Raw genomic sequence first — 18,926 nt, forward strand, 5'->3', positions numbered from 1 at the left:
CTGGATGCTAGCCTTATGGTGCGAGTGTGTCTGTTTGGTTGAGGAGTGTGAAAGATGCGTAACGTGTATGTGAGCTGGGGTCTGGCAGGTGCGCTCGGCCTGCTGGCGGTGATAAGCCAGCCAGCCCAGGCAGAAGTTCCGACTACCAGCGTCAACGACCTGAGCAATCCGTCGCTGTTCACCAAAGATTCGCCTAAGAGTTCACAGGTCAACTCGGTTTCGGAGTTGACCGACGTAGACCCCAACTCCTGGGCTTTCCAGGCGCTCAAGAACGTTGTCGAGCGCTACGGCTGTTTAGAGGGTTATCCCAACAAGACTTACAAGGGCAACCGGCCCTTGTCGCGCTACGAGTTTGCGGCGGGGTTGAATGCTTGTCTTGAGAAGGTCAACGAGCTTATCACCGCTTCGACGAGCAATCTGGCGACCAAAGAAGACTTAGCGGTGCTGCAGCGGCTGGCAGAAGAGTTTCGAAACGAACTGGCGGCGTTGCGGGGCCGGGTAGATTTTCTTGAGGCGAAGACAAAGGAACTGGAGTCGAAGCTATTTAGTACGACGGCGAAGTTGGACGCCGAGGTGATCATGTCCGCCGAGATTCAGGGGGCGGATGTGAATGCGTTCATTCGGGACAGTGCGGGAAACTTGCAGCTGACGGGTGGTGGAGCGAACGTCAACTCGATAGCGCGGACGCGGTTGAACATTCGAGCGAACTCGCTGATAACCCGAGGGGACCAGTTGCGGATTCGTCTGAATGGCCGGACGGGGGATTCGACGCCGTTTACGTCTTCCCAGGGCCGGGTGGCGCGCATTGATTATGCGGGAGCAGCGGGGGACACTTCTCCGACGGGAGTGGCGGCGGTCGATTTTGACAAGGTGTACTACGACTTTCCGCTGTCATTTTTTGGTGGGGTCGATAACGTCCGCATCCGCTTCGGACCGCGCATTGAGGCGATCGACTTGCTGGCGCGCATGAAGTACACGGTCAACGAAGGCCAGAACTTCTCCTGGGGCAACTTCAAGCGCGATCCGCTTTTCACCGAAATTACCAACGGTCCGCACCCCGGTGCGCATTTAGACATCCGCTTCAGCCGCGACTTTGCCCTGCGCGTGCTCTATATCGCCTACGACGGCGGTTCGGCGGGTGGGGCGGCGCTGCCTGGTCAGTTCCCCTTCGGTGGCTCGGGTCTTTTTGGCGGTACGACCCAGATCGCGGCTGAGATTGGCTTCCGGCCCACCCCGTCGATCGACATCGGCCTGGGCTACAGCTACATCAACCTCTCCTCGGCGAGCAGCGTCGGCGGCTTTATCTACGGTGCGGCCTCCAGCTTCGGCGGCGGCGATGCCCGATTGGTCTACAACACGGCCAATGTCGGCAACATCGGCCACAACGTGTTTCTGGCCCACGTCGATTGGGACATTACCCCCGGCATCGCCATCTTTGGCCGCTACAGCTACGACACCGCCAACTTCTATGGCCGCACCGGCAACCCCCTCAACGTCGGCGGTTCGCTCGACTCCAATACCTGGATGGCGGGCTTGGCTCTGCCGGATCTCTTTGGCAAGGGCAACCTCTTCGAGGCGGCGATCATCCAGCCCATCCAGATCTCCAACAACGGTGTGATCGCCTTCACGCCAGGGGTGACCAACTCGTCTACCGACCCACGCGGTAACCTCAATATTTTCCGGGGCAACGTCAACCCCATTACCGGCCAGATTAGCGGGACTGGTCTGCCGTACCTGCGCAACGGCACCGAGTACGACGTGGCGGTGGCCTACCGCTACCGGGTTACCGATCGCCTGTCCCTTACTCCGGAGGTTTTGTTCGTCATCAACCCGAACGGCGTGAACCAGCAGGGCATCACCGTCGGCAACCTCAGAGCCACCTTCGAATTCTAGATTGCTACTTTTGCTACAAAAATACCGGGCCACCGCCCGGTATTTTTTTGAGCAGAGAAAGACATTCTATGCATTTCATCCAGAAGGCAACGCTGGTTCATAGAATGGCAGTCTCTTATCTGTACGGGGGCAGGCCGTGAACTGGGACTCGCCGATCGATCTTGCCACTGCTGGTTCGCCCGCAGCGCTCTCCCACCAGTCGTTGCGCGAGAATATCGAGCTGGTGGAGCAATTGCTCAGACAGGTGGCCTTCCAGGAAGGTGGCAGCGAACTGGTCGAATTGCTCGAAAGGCTCTGGGCATCTCAAGACGGCAGCGAGGAAGGGCTGGCGCTCATCCGGGCGCTGTCGCTCGAACAGTCGGTGCTCGCCATTCGCGCCTTCTCGATCTACTTTCAGCTCATCAACATCGTCGAGCAGCACCACGAGCGCAAGCTGTTGCGGCTGCAGGCGAGCTTCAGCGCCGATACGGCCCAGCCGGGCTCGTTTTGCTGGTTGTTCGATGAACTGAAGAGCCTGGGCATCTCAAGTCCCGAGATCGAGCGCGTCCTCCAGCAGCTCGACGTGCGGCTGGTCTTCACCGCCCACCCCACCGAGATCATCCGGCGGACGATCCGCACCAAGCACCGCCGGATTGCCAATTTGCTCGACGAACTGGATGGTGCCCTCTCGGAGTGGCAGCAGCAGCAGCTGCGCGCCGACATTCTCGAGGTGATTCAGCTGTGGTGGCGCACCGACGAATTGCATCAGGTGCGGCCAACGGTGCTCGACGAAGTTGCCCACACCGTCCATTACTTCGAGGAGGTGCTCTTTGAGACGTTGCCCAGGGTAAGGGCCGAACTGACGCGCTGTCTGGCCCAGTTTCATCCGGCTCTCACCCGCTCGGTCGGCACCTTCTGTCGCTTTGGCTCGTGGGTGGGGGCCGACCGCGACGGCAACCCTTCGGTCACCGCCTTGATCACCTGGAAGACGGCCTGCTACCAGCGCGGCGTCGTGCTGGGCAAATACCTGCACAGTATCGAGCGGTTGCGCGACCGGCTGAGCGTGGCCGACAGTCCGCCCCAGGATCTGATCTTGTCGCTCGAAGAGGACCAACGCGCTCTGGGCGAGGTCTACGAGCGCTATGCGATCGTTTACCGGCAGGAGCCTTACCGCCTCAAGCTCTCGTTTATCCTGGCGCGGCTCAAGCGCACCCGCGAGCGCAACTGCTGGCTGGAGGAGCACGGGCCGCAGCGCCTGAGCCAGCCGGACGATCCGTCCTGGCAGCACTACTACCGCGATGCGTCAGAATTTTTGGCGGAACTGCAGCTGGTGCAGCAGTGCCTGCGGCTGACGGGGCTGGTCTGCCGCGAGCTGGAAATGTTGATCGAGCAGGTGGGAGCGTTCGGCTTTCACCTCGCTCACCTCGACATCCGCCAGGACAGCGCCCGCCACGAGGAGACGCTCTCAGAAGTGGCCTCCCGCCTGCGCCTGCTGGATAAAGCCTACGAGGACTTGTCGGAGATAGAAAGGCGCGAGTGGCTGGTGCGCGAGCTGCAGACGCTGCGTCCGCTCATCCCGGCGGAGCTACCGTTCTCGGCGCGCACCGAAGAGACAATCCAGACCTTCCGGATGATCCGGCGGCTGCAAAAGGAGTTCGGCACCGACATCTGCAACACCTACATCATCTCGATGAGCCGCCAGGCGAGCGACCTGTTGGAGGTGCTGCTCTTAGCCGAAGAAGCCGGGCTTTTTGATCCGGCGACCGGCACCGGCAGTCTGATGGTCGTGCCCCTGTTTGAGACCATCGAAGATCTGCGCAGCGCCCCGGAGGTGCTGGAGCAACTTTTTGCCCTGCCGCTGTATCGCTGTTACCTCACCTGCCACGGCAACCTGCAGGAGGTGATGCTGGGCTACTCCGACTCCAACAAAGATTCCGGGTTTCTGGCAAGCAACTGGGAGATCTTCCAGGCCCAGCAGCACATCGAACAGGTCGCCCGCCGCCACGGCGTTCAATTGCGAATCTTTCATGGCCGGGGTGGTTCTGTGGGCCGGGGCGGTGGACCGGCCTACCAGGCGATTCTGGCCCAGCCCGACGGGACGGTGAGTGGCCGCATCAAGATTACCGAGCAGGGCGAAGTGCTCGCCTCCAAGTACTCGCTTCCCGAACTGGCGGCTTTTAATATCGAGACGGTGGTAGCGGCGGTGGTGCAGGCGAGTCTGCTGCCGGCCAGCCCCCCCGGCAGCCGCAGCTGGGAGTTGCGGATGCAGGAGTTGTCGGATGTCGCCCGCCGCACCTACCGCGAGCTGATCTACGAGCAGGAAGGCTTTATCGACTTTTTCTGCCACGTCACCCCCATCGACGAAATTGCCCAGTTGCAGATCAGCTCCCGCCCCGCCCGCCGCGAGGGCCGCCGGGATCTGGCGAGTCTGCGGGCGATTCCCTGGGTCTTTTCCTGGACCCAGAGCCGCTTTTTGCTGCCCTCCTGGTACGGCGTCGGTACAGCCCTGGCTGGCTTCATCGACTGCAACTACGAGCGCAACCTGGCGGAGTTGCGGTCGATGTACCGCAACTGGCCTTTCTTTCGCGCTGCCCTCTCCAAAGTCGAGATGACGATCGCCAAGGTCGATCTGGGCCTGGCCCGCCACTACGTCCAGGAGTTGCTGCCCGAGGAGTACGTCCCGGCAGGCCGGCGGATCTTCCGGCTCATCGAGAGCGAGTTCGAGCGCACCGAAGACGCCCTGTTGCTCATCGCCGAACACCGGCACCTGCTTGAGGACAACCCGCCCCTGCAGCGCTCGATCGCCCTGCGCAACGCTTCGATTGCGCCTTTAGGCTACTTGCAGGCAATCTTGCTCAAGTACCTGCGCGGTACGGCCCGCACCGCCCATTCCTACTCGCGCAGCGAGCTGTTGCGCGGCGCACTGCTGACGATCAACGGCATCGCCGCCGGAATGCGCAATACGGGCTGAGGAGCTACTTGCGCAGGCGATAGGTGATGCGGCCCTTCGTCAGGTCGTAGGGGGTGAGTTCGACCTTGACCCGGTCACCGGGGAGGATCTTGATGTAGTTGCGCCGGATCTTGCCGGAGATATGGGCAAGGATATTGAAACTGTTGTCGAGTTCGACCCGGAACATGGCGTTTGGGAGCGATTCGACGACGGTTCCTTCCATTTCGATAACATCTTGTTTAGCCAAGGGCAGCTCCTGAAAAGGGACTAAAGCCGCGAACGGTCGGTGAGAATTTCGTAGCCGTCGCGGGCGACAAGGACAGTGTGCTCGAACTGGGCCGACAGCGATTTGTCGAGGGTGACCACGGTCCAGCGGTCGGCCAGGGTGCGGGTGGCGTGGTGACCGACGTTGACCATCGGCTCGATAGCCAGGGTCATGCCTGCTTTTAAGCGGGGATTGGGGATCTCGCGGGTGCGGAAATTGGGCACCTGGGGTTCTTCGTGCAGCTTGCGACCGACGCCGTGGCCGACGTACTGGCGGACCACCGAGAAGCCGTTCGCCTCGACGTAATCTTGAATCGCTCCAGAGATCTCCTGTAGATAAGCGTTGTGCCGCACCTGGGCGATGCCGCGCATCAACGCCTCCTCGGCGACTGCGATGAGGCGGCGGGCCTCAGCCGTCAGCGGCTCAAGACCAATCGTCACGCACGAATCGCCGTGCCAGCCGTCATAGATCGCCCCAAAATCGACTTTGAGAATGTCGCCGGGGGCGAGTTTGCGCCTCGGACTGGGAATGCCGTGGACGACTTCGTTGTTGATCGAGGTGCAGATGCAGGCTGGGAAACCGTAGTAACCCTTGAAGGCGGGGGTGACGCCAAAGTCGCGGCAGCGCCCTTCGGCGTGGGCGTCGAGATCAGCTGTCGTGAGACCGGGCCGGGCGATGGCCATTATCTCGGAGAGGACCGTCGCCACGATGCGACCGGCCTCGCGCATCTTGGCAACATCGCGGGTGGATTTAATTTCAAGCAGAGCCATGGGCGAGCTTTACTGGCCGTGGATACAGCTTCTCTATTATAAGTGTTACGGTACTTTGCGCGTGGCCGGCGCTCTGCTGATAGAATAGTGCGGTCCTGCTCCTGCAGGCTAAGGAAGAGTCAGCCGACGAAGATGATTCTGCGGCGGGCTAGACCTGGAGGCATTTTGGCGGAGGGTTTCTGCAGCAGTTCTGCGGCAGCGGCCAGACCCAAAACAAAAAGAATTGGCTGAAAGATCCCAGCCTGTCTCACCTCGTCTGCCAGACTCTGCCTTTTTAGATGAATCTTTTAAGCGTCAAACGCATCCTGGTCGGCAAACCGATCCCGACGGACCAAGCGTGCCACGAATGCCTCGATAAGCCGACGGCCCTGGCGGTGCTCTCCTCGGATGCGCTCTCCTCGGTCGCCTACGCCACCCAGGAGATTCTGCTGGTGCTGGTGGCGGTGGGCACGGCGGCCCGCTGGTGGTCGCTGCCCATCGCCGGGGCGATTGCCCTGCTGTTGTTTATCGTCATCAGTTCCTACCGCCAGACGATCCAGGCGTACCCCAAAGGCGGCGGTGCCTACATCGTGGCCAAGGACAACCTGGGCCAGTATCCGGGACTGGTCGCCGCTGCCGCCCTGCTGACCGACTATATTCTCACGGTTTCGGTCAGCGTTGCCGCCGGTGTCGAGGCGCTCTCCTCAGCCTTTCCCCAACTTCTGGCCTTCGAGGTACCGATCGGGGTGGTGATGGTGGCGCTCATCACCTGGGCCAACCTGCGGGGCGTCAAAGAGTCGGGCCGTCTGTTCTCGGTGCCGACATTTTTGTTTATTGGCCTGATTGCCCTGCTGGTGGCCGTTGGTTTCATCAAGGCCGCTGTCGTCGGTGTGCCGCCCGGCGAGGCGTTTATCCATCCGACTACCGGCAGCGAGACGCTGTCGCTGTTTTTGATCTTGCGCGCCTTTGCTTCCGGCTGCACTGCCCTGACCGGCGTCGAAGCGATCTCCGACGGCGTGCCGGTTTTTCGACCGCCCGAGGCCCGCAACGCCCGGATTACCCTTACCTGGATGGGGGTGATCCTCGGTTCGATGTTTCTGGGGATCACGGGGCTGTGCTACCTCTATGGGGCGGTGCCCAAGGCCGAGGAGACCGTCGTCTCCCAGGTGGCCCGCCAGGTCTTCGGTACCCAGCCGCCCTTCTCGCTGCTGTACTACGCCGTGCAGTTCGCCACGGCCTTGATCCTCGTTCTGGCCGCCAACACGGCCTTCTCCGACTTTCCGAGGCTGTCGTTTTTTCTGGCCCGCGACGGCTTTATACCCCGTCAGTACGCCAACCGGGGCGATCGGCTCGCTTTTTCAAACGGGATCTTGACTCTAGGATTGTTCTCCAGTGCGCTCATCGTCATCTTTCAAGGCGATGTGAACCGGATCATTCCGCTCTACGCCATTGGCGTCTTTACGAGCTTTACCCTCTCCCAGACCGGCATGGTAGTGCGCTGGTGGCGGCGGCGCGAGCCGGGCTGGGTGCGATCGATCGCCCTCAATGGCCTCGGGGCGTTTGCGACCGCCCTGGTGCTGGTGGTCGTCGCCGTCACCAAATTCGCCACCGGTGCCTGGGCGATCCTGGTACTGATTCCGGCGCTGGTGTGGCTGTTTACCCGCATCAAGGTCCACTACAGCGACGTTGCAAGCCAGCTCAGCCTCGATCACAGCCAGTACGTGCCCCGCCGCCTCAAGCAGAAGGTGGTGATCCCGGTGGGCGGCATCCATCGCGGTATCCTCCAGGCTCTCGACTACGCCCGCTCGATCAGCGACGATGCCACCGCCGTCTATGTCGATATCGACACCCAATCGACCGAAGCTTTTATCGAGCGCTGGGGCAAGTGGACCGACGTGCCGCTGGTGGTCGTTCCCTCCCCCACCCGCTCGATCCTCGAACCGTTGCTCGACTACTTCAATGCCGTCGAATCCACCTGCCAGGACAGCGTCATGACCGTCATCGTCCCCACCTTCGTGACGGCAAAGTGGTGGCAGAATCTGCTGCACAACCAGACGGCTTTTTTGATCAAAAGCGCTCTATTGTTGCAGCGGCGCAAGGTGGTCGTCAGCGTGCGATTCTACCTCGACCGTTAAAAAAACGGGCCTCACTCCACCGGCACCTCGTCCTTGCCCAGTTGCACCAGCTTGAGGTGCTTGCGGCCAATTTGAATCTCGAAGGTCGTGCCGGGCTTGAGGTTTATCTGGCGGGTGTAGGCAGCGCCGATGAGCAGGTTGCCGTTTTGCTGGACCTGGATGCGGTAGGTGGCCTTGCGACCGCCGCGCACAGTTTCGACTTCTTCCTCGCCACCTTTGAAGTTGATGTTGTTCGCTTCGAGCACGGCTTTTTGGAAGGCGAGCATCTTGACGCGCTGCTGACCGCTTTTGGTGCTGGTCGTATAGCCTGCAATCTCGGCAAGCTGTCTGGCACTTTTGTCGGGATTTTGTTTGATAAGCTGCAGCAAGTCTCTACCTGTGACCGCTCCCATGAGAACTCCACAAAGTTAAATTGATTTGCCGATTGTAAGATATTTCTTTTGACGATTACAACCCGTTGCACCAAAGCAGAGGACCGCAACTGGTTCGCTCGCTGCTTTACTCTGTAACGGTGCTTTAGAATTCTTAACGGCCCGTGGTCATTCGTCCGTCCCCTCTATCCAGGGTGGTAGGGCACAATTCAGAGGGAGTATAGGGAGATAAGGATGGACCAGCTATCTGTCCTGCTGCGTGAGGGGACTCGTCAGGCCCACACGATGGCAGAGAATGTCGGCTTTGTGAAATGTTTTCTCAAAGGTACCGTCGAGCGCAATTCTTACCGCCAGCTCGTCGCCAACTTCTACTTTATCTACAGTGCCCTCGAAGATGCGCTGGAGATGCACCGCGACCATCCTGTACTCAAGGGGCTCTATTATCCTGAGCTCTACAGGCGGCGGGCGATCGAAGCCGACCTGCGCTATTACTTTGGTTCGGACTGGTCCAAACTGGTGCGTCCCACAGCGGCGGCAGCCCGCTACGTCGAGCGCATCCAGACGGTGGCACGCGCTGAGCCGGTGCTGCTTGTCTCCCACTCCTATACCCGTTATCTGGGCGATCTCTCCGGTGGTCAGGTGCTCAAAGAAATCGCCCAGCGGGCGATGGGCCTCAGCGATGGCCTGGGCACTGCTTTTTACGAATTTGAATCGATCCGCGACGCCAAAGCTTTTAAGGCGGCCTACCGGGCTGCCCTCGACGAGCTGCCGATCGATGAGACCCAGGCCCAGCGCATCGTCGAGGAAGCGATCGAAGCGTTTCGGGCCAACATGCGCCTGTTCGAAGAACTCGAAGGCAGCCTGATTCGGGCCATCGGCCAGATGGTCTTCAACTCGCTCACCCGCCGCCGCTCGCGCGCGGAGCGCGAAGTGGTGACCGCCTCCGAATAGAGCTGACGCGGCCCTACACTGGAGCCATGTCCCGAGGCAATGCAAACTGGATGACGACGCTGGCGGTGCTGGTGGCTGCCTACATCGCCGCCGCTTTGCTGGAGACGGTTTCTTTGATCTTTTACAATGGCCATCCCCAGGGCCAGCACCTGGCGGAGTACTACGGCTGGGCGTCGCTTGCCTGTCTGGGAGCGGTCCTGCTCGCTCCGGTGGCGGGCTGGCCCGCCCTCAGAAGCTGGCGGCGGGGGCTGGGGCTTTCGGCTTGTGGCTTTGCGCTGGCCCACACCGCCTTGATCTACCTCCACGTCCTGGGCAACAACTGGGAGGGCATCGATTTTTTGAACACCTCGGAGCAGGCTGCCGCCTGGCTGGGCGTCGCCGCTCTGGCGCTGATGCTGCCTCTGGCGCTCACCAGCGCCAACTGGTGGGTGCGGCAGCTGGGTAGAAACTGGCGGCGGCTGCACCTGCTGGTCTGGCCCATCGCGTTGTTGTCTTTGGGCCATGCCCTCTGGCTGGGCGCTTCAGCCTGGCTCATCAAACTTGTCGCCGCTTTCGGGATGGCCCTGATTCTATGGGTCCGCCGCTACCGCCGGCGCGCATTTAAGGAATCTGCCGATGTCTAGGGGGCTGGGACTCGTTTTTTTGGCGGCGCTGTTTCTTGCCGGCTGCCAGGGCAGCTCCGGACCAGTCGCAAAAGTAGACGGTGAGAGTATTGGCCCGCGCGTCGCAGTGGGCAGCACCCGCCGCCTGTCGCTGCCCCCCACCCAGTACGAGCGGATGCACTTTTTGACCCAGGCGGGAGAAAAGATCCGTATCCTCGTGCGAGGCCAGGGAGCGGCCCCGCTCTCGCTCTCGGTCTTCCCGGTGATCGCCCGCGACCGGGGCCGCTACCAGCAACCGACCGCCAGTTTTACCCTCAAACCCTTCCAGCGCACCGCACCGCTGCCCCTGGACACAGTGGTGGTCGTGCCCACGGACTGGCAGCCACGCGATGCGATCGTGGTCGAACTGAAAAATATCGGCTCGACTGTCGTGGAGCCGGAGGTCGAAATCCGCTCCAGCTAATCAGAATCAGCCTTTGCCGTTGGGCTGCGGTTGGGTTTTTTGGAGCGCCTGGGCATCCTCCAGCGCCGTTAGTAGCTCGACCGTGTGCTGGGCGATGGGATAGGTGATGTTGTGGGTGCGCAACTCGGCGTCGATCTTGTAGAGCAGGGCACTTTTGATCCGGAGCTGCTCTTTGGGATAGTTGCACCAGGCCCAGAGATCAAAGCGCATCGCCAGATTGTCGTAGCCCCGGAAAATCACCTCCGGCGGCGGGCTGTAGAGGACGCGCAATTCTTCCTCCGCTACCTTCAATAAAATCTCGGTGACCAGCTGCGGGTCGGCGCGGCGGTCCACCAGGACTTCGACGGTGAGGCGCACGCGCCCCTCGAGGTTGGACCAGTTGAGAATATCTTGATCGACTAGCGAGGCGTTGGGTAGGACCAACCTTGAGCCGTCGAAGCGCCGCAGGGTAGTGGTGCGCAGGCTGGTGCTCTCGACGATGCCATCCCAGTCGCGAACGACGACATAATCGCCCACCTGGATGGGCCGTTCGACCAGCAGCACCAGGCCGCCGATATAGCTGCGCGCCAGATTCTGCAGGGCAAAGCCCAGGCCGAGGCCGACCACCCCCAGCAGGATGCCGATCGAGCCTAGATCGATGCCCACGATCTGCAACAGCAGCAGGTAGCCGACGCTGGTGAGCGTGTAGTTAAAAGCAGTGGTCAGCGCCTCCTGGGTGCCGACATTGAGGTTGAGCCGGGCGAGCAGCAGGCGCTTGAGCAACTGGCCAATCGCCCGCACAGCCCAGAAGACGACGAAAGCGGTGGTCGGCAACAGCAGCAGGGTACTCAGGGGAAAGCGCGTCTTATCGATCGTGAGCACCGGTACCTGCAGCACCCGGACGAGTGTGTCCATCAGCGCCGTCACCACCGCCGTCACGACCTGGGCGACGGGATTGAAGCTGTCGAGGCGGCTGACGACGGCCCAGAGAATGGCCAGCCACACCGCCGCCTGCAGCCCGCCAAACAACAGCTTTAACCAGAGATCGAAGCCCCGGTCGCCGATAAAAAATTGCAGACGGCGGCGAGCCTGCCGCAACAGCCAGCCGCTCAGTCCCCCCAGCAAGATCGCCGCCAGGGCGATGAGCCACTGCAGCCAGAGGGGAGCGCCCGTCGCCGCCGGCGCGGCCTGGGCCGGGAGCGCCAGCCACCAGACCGCCGCTGCTCCCCAAAATGCTCGATAATAGGACTGCCTGCGCACGTTCTAAGTGTACTGCACGATCCTGATAGCCACGCCCCGCTCACCGCAATCATAGAACCGATGCAACAATCGCTCCTCACCCAGGCAAAAGGCGATCCCGCCGCCCGGATCTGGGCCGCCGGCCTCGATCCACAAAAATTTATCGACGAAGCCTATACCCATCTTGAGATTCGCGACCGCTGGTACCGCTTCTATCGCTTTTCCAGTTGCTTTGTCGGCAGCGAGGCGGTGCTGTGGATGACCCGACACTACGGGATTCCCCGCGAGACCGCCCTGATGCTGGGCAACGCTCTAATCGAGATGGCCGTCTTTCATCATGTCGCCGACGACTGGGATTTTCGCGACGACTACTTGTTCTATCGCTTCTACCGCGACGAGAAGCACCGCATCAGTGCGCCCTTTACCCGCGAGCGGGCACTGGAGCTGATTGGACAACTGGGAGTGGGCCAGCTCGACGCCGTTGCTGTCCAGATGTACCAGGCGATGCCCATCCAGGACCGCCGCTCCGGCCTCAGGCTGCACCGGCGCAGCTTTGTCGGCAAAGACGCCGCCTGCTGGTTTCGGCGGCGCTTTAATCTCGATCGCAGCCAGGCAATCGCCCTCGGCAACGCTCTGCTCTCGCTCAGGGTCTTCCACCACGTCCTCGACGGTGCGAGCTTTGAAGACGGCAATCTGTTGTATCGCTTTTACGACGACGAGTACCGCAACGAGGTGCTCACGCCCCACCAGGCGTACCGCAAAGCCTGGCAGACGATCCAGGGCTACGGCATCGCCGACCTCGATACCTTCATTGCCCAGTGCCGCCGGTCTCCGAGCCTCGGCCTCAAGGACCGCGTCTACGGTTCGGCGCACTACGGCGATTGCTTCGCCGGTTTTGACGCGGTGAGTCTCTGGTCGGATCTGCTCCAGATCACCCGCGCCGAGGCGGTGGTACTGGGCAACTACCTGCTCGATCTGGGCCGCCTCTACCACGTAGGCGACAACTGGGGATTCCACGACGCCTACTTGCTCTATCGCTTTACTACCGCCGAGCAGATCGCCCGCATCGCCCAGCCGAACGAGGAAACCGAAGCGTGAGCGCGATCACCGCCTCCATGCAGACCGTCCGCGACTGGCTTGTGGGCACCTACACCAGCCGCGAGCAGGCGATGGCACAGCCGGTCTGGTTCATCCCGGTGCGCCTCTGGTACGTCGCCGTCGATGGGCTTTTTGACGAGGGGATCGGCTTTTTTACCGAGCAGGCCAACGAGCACGACCCCGACCGCATCTACAGAAGCCGGGTGCTGCAGCTTCTAGAGGAGCCGCTGCGCTTTGAGAACTACCGCCTGATCGATCAAGACCGCTGGCTGGGGGCGGCAACGGACCCGGAGCACCTCGCCCGACTGCGCCGGTCGGACTGCGAACCGCTCCCCGGCTGCGCGATCTACCTGGAGCGCCAGGGAGACGCTTTTAGAGGCCGCATGAAGCCGGGGGGTGCCTGCCGCCTGCGGTCTGCAGATACCAGCTACATCGAGATCGAACTTGAGCTGCGCGAAGGCGTCTTTCTCACCCTCGATCGCGGCTTCGACAGCGCGACCGGCGAGCAGACCTGGGGCTCCCTTGGCGGCCCCTACCGCTACATCAAACAGTCGCCTTGAACTTCAAGGTGTCACCACAAAGCGGGCAACGGCAGTACCTGCAGGGGTGATGACTGCGATCCTGCCCGTGGCTGCTCCTTTTGGAACGATGGCTTGAATTTCACTGTCGGAGATGACCGTAAATCTTGCCTTTACAATTGGCCTCAATCTACCTCGAAAAACAACAGCCGTAGTACCGCTGAAGCCTGTGCCGGTGATCGTTACTCTCGTACCCACTGGACCCTGCCGGGGACTGATGGCGGTGATCGTCGGAGCAGTCTGTCTTAATGTAGTATTCAAGAGTATCGAGAGAGTATCGCTGTTGGTTGTGAAGGGTGGCGAAATGAAGTTGGCTGTAGCGAGGTCGAGCTTGCCGTCACCGTTTAGATCAGCTGGGACGGCTGCAACGGGTGGTGACGAACCCACTGCCAGATTCTGAGCAGGCTTGAAGGTACTGTCGCCGCTGTTGGCCAGCACCGACACACTGTCCGAGCCATTCACTGTGACAATGTCCACATTGCCGTCCGCGTCAAAATCTCCGGTCCTTACAAATCGCGCACCAACACCAGTCGCAAAATTTTGAGCGGTAGCGAAACTCAGATCTCCAAGGTTGAGGCGAACGGTGACGTCTTCGCTGTTTGCATTTGCACTAACCAAGTCGAGCCTGCCGTCGTTGTCGATATCCGCGAGCGTCACCGAGACAGGACCGTCTCCAGTAGCACGATTGATCGAGGCTGCAAAGCTGCCATTGCCGTTGTTGGTGGCAATCGAGAAGCTATCGTATTTGGAGTTGTCAGTTACGATATCAATATCTCCGTCGCCATCTATATCGCCAAGGGCAATTGTGTTGGGTCTATAGCCAACGCTAAAACTACTGGAAGGTCCAACAGTACCGTTGCCATTATTTTTGAATATCTGAACTTTTTTGGACGTGTTGTTTATCGCAGCGAAATCGAGATCTCCATCCCCATCGAGATCAGCTGTGGCAATAGACGTAAGCACGTTATCCGGCGCAATGTTCTGCGTAGTGAACGTAGCATCGCCGTTGTTAAGCAAAAGATACAAGCCAGATTGCGAAAAGTCGTACACAGAACCGTAAGTGGCTGTTGCCAGATCGTTGTCGCCGTCACCATCGAAATCACCAATGACGACGGACCTGGGATCGGCACCCGGACTGAGTAGCAAAGGTTCGCCAAAAGTACCGTCGCCCTTATTCAGGAGTACTGCCACAAAGCCTGGGTCAAAACCACCAAATTTGCCCTGGCTACCACAATCAACAACAGCCAGATCCAGATCGCCGTCGCTGTCAAGATCTCCGCTAGCAATGGCACAGGCGTTGTTCGTGGCACCGAAGGTCAAGGCGGCGATAAAACTACCGTCACCGCTGTTCTTGATAACTTGATCACTACCGAAGCCTACTGTGACGACATCAAGATCACTGTCGCCGTCGAGATCTTTAATTAGTACGGTAGAGGTAGAGCCATTATTGAGGATAGTCTGGGTGTTAGTAAATGAGGCTATACCATCATTTTTAAGAACATTCAGACTTGAAGGGGAACTGCCATAGACAGTGGCACTGAAAGCACTGCTGCCCACAATTAGATCAAGATCGCCGTCTTTGTCTATATCACCTGCCACAACTGCACTTGCAGGTCCATAAATAGCAATATTTCCAGAGACAGCGAAGTTACCACTACCGCTGTTCGTGAGCACTGAAACGCTTCTCTTGATCTCGTATGGAACGTTGTTGCCGATGCCTGCAGCGAGGTCCAAATCGCCGTCCCCATCGAGATCTCCTGTTGTCAGGGTGGTGGGACTGCCTGGCACTATCAGTGTCTGAGCCGTTGTAAAGTTGGCTTTGCCGTCGTTTTTAAGCACTGAGACGTTGTTTGAGCCAGTATTCGCCGTGGCCAGGTCGCGATCGCCGTCACCATCAAAGTCTCCTGCTACCAGAGAAGACGGACCTGTTCCGACAGCAAAGTTGATCGCCCCAGCAAAACTGCCGGTGCCGCTACCGGAGAGTACAGAGACAGTGTTGCTGCTCGGATTGACAGCAGCGATGTCAAGATTGTTGTCACCATTAAGATCTGCGAGAACCAGAAAAGAGGAGTTGCCACCGGAAGCAAAGCTCTGTGGCGCAGCGAACGTACCGTTGCCGTTGTTCTTGAAAACTTGAATAGTGTTCGCGTTGCTGACAGCAGCGATCAAATCCAGGTCACGATCGCCGTCTACGTCTGCGAGAGCCACAGAACTCACTTGAGCGGTGAGCGAAATACTTGGGGTGGAGATGAAGTTTCCCTTACCATCGTTGAGAAGCAACAGCAAGGAAGTACCGTTACTGCCGGTTTCTTTAGCGCCGACAATATCGCTGTCGCCATCTCCGTCGATGTCGCCAGTAGCAGCTGGACCATCGCCCAGATCGAAGATGCGCGCCGCTGCAAAGGCAATCTCACCTGCCCGGACCGGCGATGCCCATAGAGTGAGGCTGGCTGCCAGACCCAAAGCAGCTAGCCAGGGAGACCGGTGCTTGAGCGTCGTCATCGTTAACCTGCGATTGTGGAGGAGGAAGCAAGGAAACTATACACGCCTCCAGGCGCTCGACAATGTATCCCCGGATATATGAGAGCGGTAGCCGACTGTGCGAGTTTTAGACGAATGACCCCTGGTAGGCTTCTGCTGCAGCAGCCATTGACGGTCGCCCGAATATTGACTATAAATAAGTAAGCGTTCACTTATTTATTTAGTCATGGGTCGCCGCCGCAGCATCGATGCCGAGCAGATTGTCCGGGCCACCCTGGTGGTGCTGTCCACCCACGGCGTCGAGGCGGTGACGATTTCTCAGATCGCAAGGCAGGCGGGCATCTCGGAGGCTTCGATCTACAAGTTCTTTACCAGCAAAGACGACCTTCTGCGCGCCTGCGTGAGCGAGAGCCTTGAGCCGCAAGATTTCTGGCGGCGTCTTTTTGCCAGGGGGGAAACCTGGTCTGTGAGCGCTCTGCTGGAAGAAGCGGCGCTCTATACGATCGACTACTACCAGCAGCATCTGCCCACACTGCTGTTGCGGGTATTGCGTCCCCAGGCGGGCGACTGCTGCAGTGCGCCGTTGCAGACGCTCAAGCTCCAGGCCCATTACTTTCAGCTGGAGATGGATAGAGGGCGCATTCGTCGGGGCGATCCTTACCGCCTGGCGATGGCCTTCTGTGGTCCGCTTTTTTACCACGTCTTTGCTGCCCAGGCGTACTTTCAATCTCAGCCCCCGATCGCAAGCGAACCGTTCGCCCGCGCCTGGGCCCAGGATTTTTACCAGAGCATCCGCCCGACCGATTAGTTGTGCTCGCTGGCCGTCGTCCGACGGTTTTCAAGGAGGTTCCATGTTTGAGCAATTCAGCCCAGCCGCTTTGCAGGTGCTCAACCTTGCCAAGCAGGAGGCCCAGCGCCTCGGCCAGAATGCCGTCGGCACCGAGCAGATCCTGCTGGGGCTTCTGGCCTATCCTGAGTCGGCAGCGATCGAGGTGCTCGTTGGTCTTGGCCTGACGCTCGCCGACGCCCGCGCTGAGGTCGAGGCGATCGTGGGCCGGGGCAACGGCGGCGTGCCCAGCCAGCGCATCGTCTTCACGCCCCGCGCCGGGAAGCTGCTCGAAGGAGCAGTGGTCGAAGCTGGTACTTTGGGTCAGGCTCTCATCGCGCCGGAACACATGCTCTTGAGCCTCCTGCGCGATAGCCAGGGGGTAGCAAGCCGCGTCCTCGACAGCCACAATATCGACCGCGAAGAGGCCCGGCGGCTGGTGCTCGATAGCCTGGGCGACAGCGCCAAGGCAAGCGCTTTTCGTCCCGGCGACCCGCGCCGCGCCGGTGGACGCTCAAACCAGAGCGGCTCGGCCCTCGAGCGCTTTGGCCGCGACCTGACCGCCCTTGCCCAGAGTGGCCGGATCGACCCGGTGGTGGGCCGCGAGGCCGAAATCGAGCGGGTCGTCCAGATTCTTGGTCGCCGCACCAAAAACAACCCCGTACTCGTCGGTGAGCCGGGGGTGGGCAAGACGGCAATCGCCGAAGGATTGGCAGTGCGCATCGCCCTCGGCGATGTACCCGAGACGCTGCGCTCGCGCCGGATCGTGAGCCTCGATATGGGGCAACTGCTCGCCGGTACCCAGCTGCGCGGCGAATTTGAAGAGCGCATCAAGGCGGTCCTCAAAGAATCCGTCACGGCCAAAGGCCAGGTGATTCTCTTTATCGACGAGATCCACACCCTGGTGGGTGCGGGGGGCAACGAGGGCGGCATCGATGCTGCCAACATGCTCAAGCCCGCCCTCGCGCGCGGCGAACTGCAGTGCATCGGGGCCACTACCCTCGATGAGTACCGCAAGCACATCGAGCGCGACGCCGCCCTCGAACGGCGCTTCCAGCCGGTAACGGTGGGTGAACCGTCGGTAGACGAGACGATCGCTATTTTGGGCGGCCTGCGCGAGCGCTACGAAGCCCACCACAAGCTGCAGTACACCGACGCCGCCCTCGAAGCGGCGGCCCGCCTCGCAGACCGCTACATTACGGATCGCTTTTTGCCGGATAAGGCGATCGATCTCATCGATGAAGCGGGTTCGATGATCCGAGTCAAACTCTCTCGCGGTGCCGAGTTGCCCGCGATTGTCGATGTCGATGCGATCGCTCAGATCGTCTCGGACTGGACCGGCGTGCCCGCAGGCAAGATCACTGGCGACGAGGCGCTCTCGCTGGTGCATCTCGAAGCGCGGTTGCACGAGCGGATTATTGGCCAGCACGCCGCCGTGAGCGCTGTGGCCAAAGCGATTCGTCGCGCCCGCGCCGGTCTTAAAGCGCCGGAGCGGCCCCTCGCGAGCTTTATCTTCGCCGGACCTACCGGCGTCGGTAAGACCGAACTCGCCAAGGCGCTCGCCGACGCGGTCTTCGGCTCCGAGGAGGCGATGATCCGCCTCGACATGTCCGAATTTATGGAGCCGCACACGGTGAGCAAGCTCATCGGCTCGCCTCCTGGCTACGTCGGCTACGACGAGGGCGGCCAGCTCACCGAGGCGGTGCGCCGTCGGCCCTACACGGTGATCTTGCTCGATGAGATCGAGAAAGCCCACCCGGACATCTTCAACACCCTCCTGCAGCTATTGGACGACGGCAGGCTCACCGACGCCAAAGGCCGGGTGGTCAGCTTCAAGAACACGCTCATCATCATGACCTCCAACCTCGGTTCGCGCACGATCGAGCGCGGCGGCGGCCTCGGCTTCAGCAACGGCACCAACGAGGCGGACCGGCGCTACACCGTCATCCGTGACCGGGTGCAAGACGACCTCAAGCAGCTCTTTCGCCCCGAATTTCTCAATCGCCTCGACGAGGTGATCGTCTTCCAGCCCCTCGAACGCGAGGAACTGGTGCAGGTGGCAAAGCTACTGGTCAACGAAGCTCTGGGCCGGGTGCGCGATCTGGAGATCGAACTTACGGCCAGCCAGGCGTTCATCGATCAGGTAATTGCCCAGGGCTACTCGCCCAACTGGGGAGCGCGGCCCCTGCGCCGTGCTGTCCAGCGCCTGCTCGAAGACAGTGTTGCCGATGCCATCCTGGCCGGTCGCCTGGTCGCCGGTGAGCGCTATCTGGTAGACATCGACACCGAGGGCAAGGTGATCTTCGTTCACCCCGACCTGGCCGACGCCGAGGCCGCCCTCGCTGTGAGTGTCCGCTAGTTCTCCGA

The 18,926-nt window shown here is 60.6% G+C and carries 15 protein-coding genes; 10 read left to right on the top strand and 5 right to left on the bottom strand.

Annotated features, from left to right (window positions below):
* The first annotated feature begins 54 nt into the window (after window positions 1-54).
* Together GKIL_RS07575 and ppc are read left to right on the top strand one after the other, a co-directional pair.
* The gene (locus GKIL_RS07575) at window positions 55-1,893 is read left to right on the top strand and encodes an iron uptake porin (protein WP_023172913.1); all 1,839 of its coding nucleotides are present in this window, start codon (window positions 55-57) and stop codon (window positions 1,891-1,893) included.
* Window positions 1,894-2,029: 136 nt separating this feature from the next.
* The gene (ppc, locus tag GKIL_RS07580) at window positions 2,030-4,843 is read left to right on the top strand and encodes a phosphoenolpyruvate carboxylase (protein WP_023172914.1); all 2,814 of its coding nucleotides are present in this window, start codon (window positions 2,030-2,032) and stop codon (window positions 4,841-4,843) included.
* Between the two features lie 4 nt (window positions 4,844-4,847).
* Here ppc and infA read toward each other — a convergent pair whose 3' ends face one another.
* Window positions 4,848-5,069 carry a translation initiation factor IF-1 gene (gene infA, locus GKIL_RS07585; protein WP_011140416.1) on the bottom strand — a complete coding sequence of 74 codons (222 nt, stop codon included), beginning with the start codon at window positions 5,067-5,069 and terminating at the stop codon, window positions 4,848-4,850.
* Window positions 5,070-5,089: 20 nt separating this feature from the next.
* The gene (gene map, locus GKIL_RS07590) at window positions 5,090-5,857 is read right to left on the bottom strand and encodes a type I methionyl aminopeptidase (RefSeq protein ID WP_023172915.1); all 768 of its coding nucleotides are present in this window, start codon (window positions 5,855-5,857) and stop codon (window positions 5,090-5,092) included.
* 278 nt (window positions 5,858-6,135) lie between these two features.
* Here map and GKIL_RS07595 point away from each other — a divergent pair, with 278 nt between their 5' ends.
* Window positions 6,136-7,971: an APC family permease gene (locus GKIL_RS07595; RefSeq protein ID WP_023172916.1), complete on the top strand. Its 1,836-nt coding sequence runs from the start codon at window positions 6,136-6,138 to the stop codon at window positions 7,969-7,971.
* 11 nt (window positions 7,972-7,982) lie between these two features.
* Here the strand turns inward: GKIL_RS07595 and GKIL_RS07600 are convergent, their stop codons facing one another.
* A complete protein-coding gene (locus GKIL_RS07600) occupies window positions 7,983-8,363 on the bottom strand; it encodes an AbrB family transcriptional regulator (protein WP_023172917.1) in 381 nt (126 codons plus the stop codon).
* A 213-nt stretch (window positions 8,364-8,576) separates the two neighbouring features.
* Between GKIL_RS07600 and GKIL_RS07605 the strand changes: the two genes are divergently transcribed.
* The 3 genes from GKIL_RS07605 to GKIL_RS07615 are packed head-to-tail and all read left to right on the top strand — an operon-like array spanning window position 8,577 to window position 10,358.
* The gene (locus GKIL_RS07605) at window positions 8,577-9,293 is read left to right on the top strand and encodes a biliverdin-producing heme oxygenase (protein ID WP_023172918.1); all 717 of its coding nucleotides are present in this window, start codon (window positions 8,577-8,579) and stop codon (window positions 9,291-9,293) included.
* 26 nt (window positions 9,294-9,319) lie between these two features.
* Window positions 9,320-9,916, top strand: a complete 597-nt coding sequence (locus GKIL_RS07610) for a ferric reductase-like transmembrane domain-containing protein (RefSeq protein WP_081705196.1) — start codon at window positions 9,320-9,322, stop codon at window positions 9,914-9,916.
* Entirely contained in the window at window positions 9,909-10,358 is a 450-nt protein-coding gene (locus GKIL_RS07615) for a hypothetical protein (protein ID WP_023172920.1), read from the top strand. The genes GKIL_RS07610 and GKIL_RS07615 overlap by 8 nt, the downstream gene beginning before the upstream one ends.
* A gap of 6 nt (window positions 10,359-10,364) precedes the next feature.
* Here the strand turns inward: GKIL_RS07615 and GKIL_RS22480 are convergent, their stop codons facing one another.
* Window positions 10,365-11,597, bottom strand: coding sequence for a mechanosensitive ion channel family protein (locus GKIL_RS22480; protein WP_023172921.1), 1,233 nt, complete (start codon window positions 11,595-11,597; stop codon window positions 10,365-10,367).
* A gap of 60 nt (window positions 11,598-11,657) precedes the next feature.
* Between GKIL_RS22480 and GKIL_RS07625 the strand changes: the two genes are divergently transcribed.
* Both GKIL_RS07625 and GKIL_RS07630 read left to right on the top strand, forming a co-directional pair.
* A complete protein-coding gene (locus tag GKIL_RS07625) occupies window positions 11,658-12,674 on the top strand; it encodes a hypothetical protein (protein ID WP_023172923.1) in 1,017 nt (338 codons plus the stop codon).
* A complete protein-coding gene (locus GKIL_RS07630) occupies window positions 12,671-13,234 on the top strand; it encodes a chromophore lyase CpcT/CpeT (protein ID WP_023172924.1) in 564 nt (187 codons plus the stop codon). The genes GKIL_RS07625 and GKIL_RS07630 overlap by 4 nt, the downstream gene beginning before the upstream one ends.
* Before the next feature lie 3 nt (window positions 13,235-13,237).
* Here GKIL_RS07630 and GKIL_RS07635 read toward each other — a convergent pair whose 3' ends face one another.
* Complete coding sequence (locus tag GKIL_RS07635; protein WP_023172926.1) at window positions 13,238-15,754, bottom strand: FG-GAP-like repeat-containing protein; 2,517 nt, start codon at window positions 15,752-15,754, stop codon at window positions 13,238-13,240.
* Window positions 15,755-15,959: 205 nt separating this feature from the next.
* Here GKIL_RS07635 and GKIL_RS22485 point away from each other — a divergent pair, with 205 nt between their 5' ends.
* Both GKIL_RS22485 and GKIL_RS07645 read left to right on the top strand, forming a co-directional pair.
* On the top strand, window positions 15,960-16,541 hold the full coding sequence (locus GKIL_RS22485; protein WP_023172927.1) for a TetR/AcrR family transcriptional regulator: 582 nt from the start codon (window positions 15,960-15,962) through the stop codon (window positions 16,539-16,541).
* Window positions 16,542-16,584: 43 nt separating this feature from the next.
* Window positions 16,585-18,918, top strand: coding sequence for an ATP-dependent Clp protease ATP-binding subunit (locus GKIL_RS07645; protein WP_023172928.1), 2,334 nt, complete (start codon window positions 16,585-16,587; stop codon window positions 18,916-18,918).
* The last annotated feature ends 8 nt before the right edge of the window (window positions 18,919-18,926 follow it).

Origin of the sequence: Gloeobacter kilaueensis JS1, from assembly GCF_000484535.1 — a bacterium.
GTDB lineage: Bacteria > Cyanobacteriota > Cyanobacteriia > Gloeobacterales > Gloeobacteraceae > Gloeobacter > Gloeobacter kilaueensis.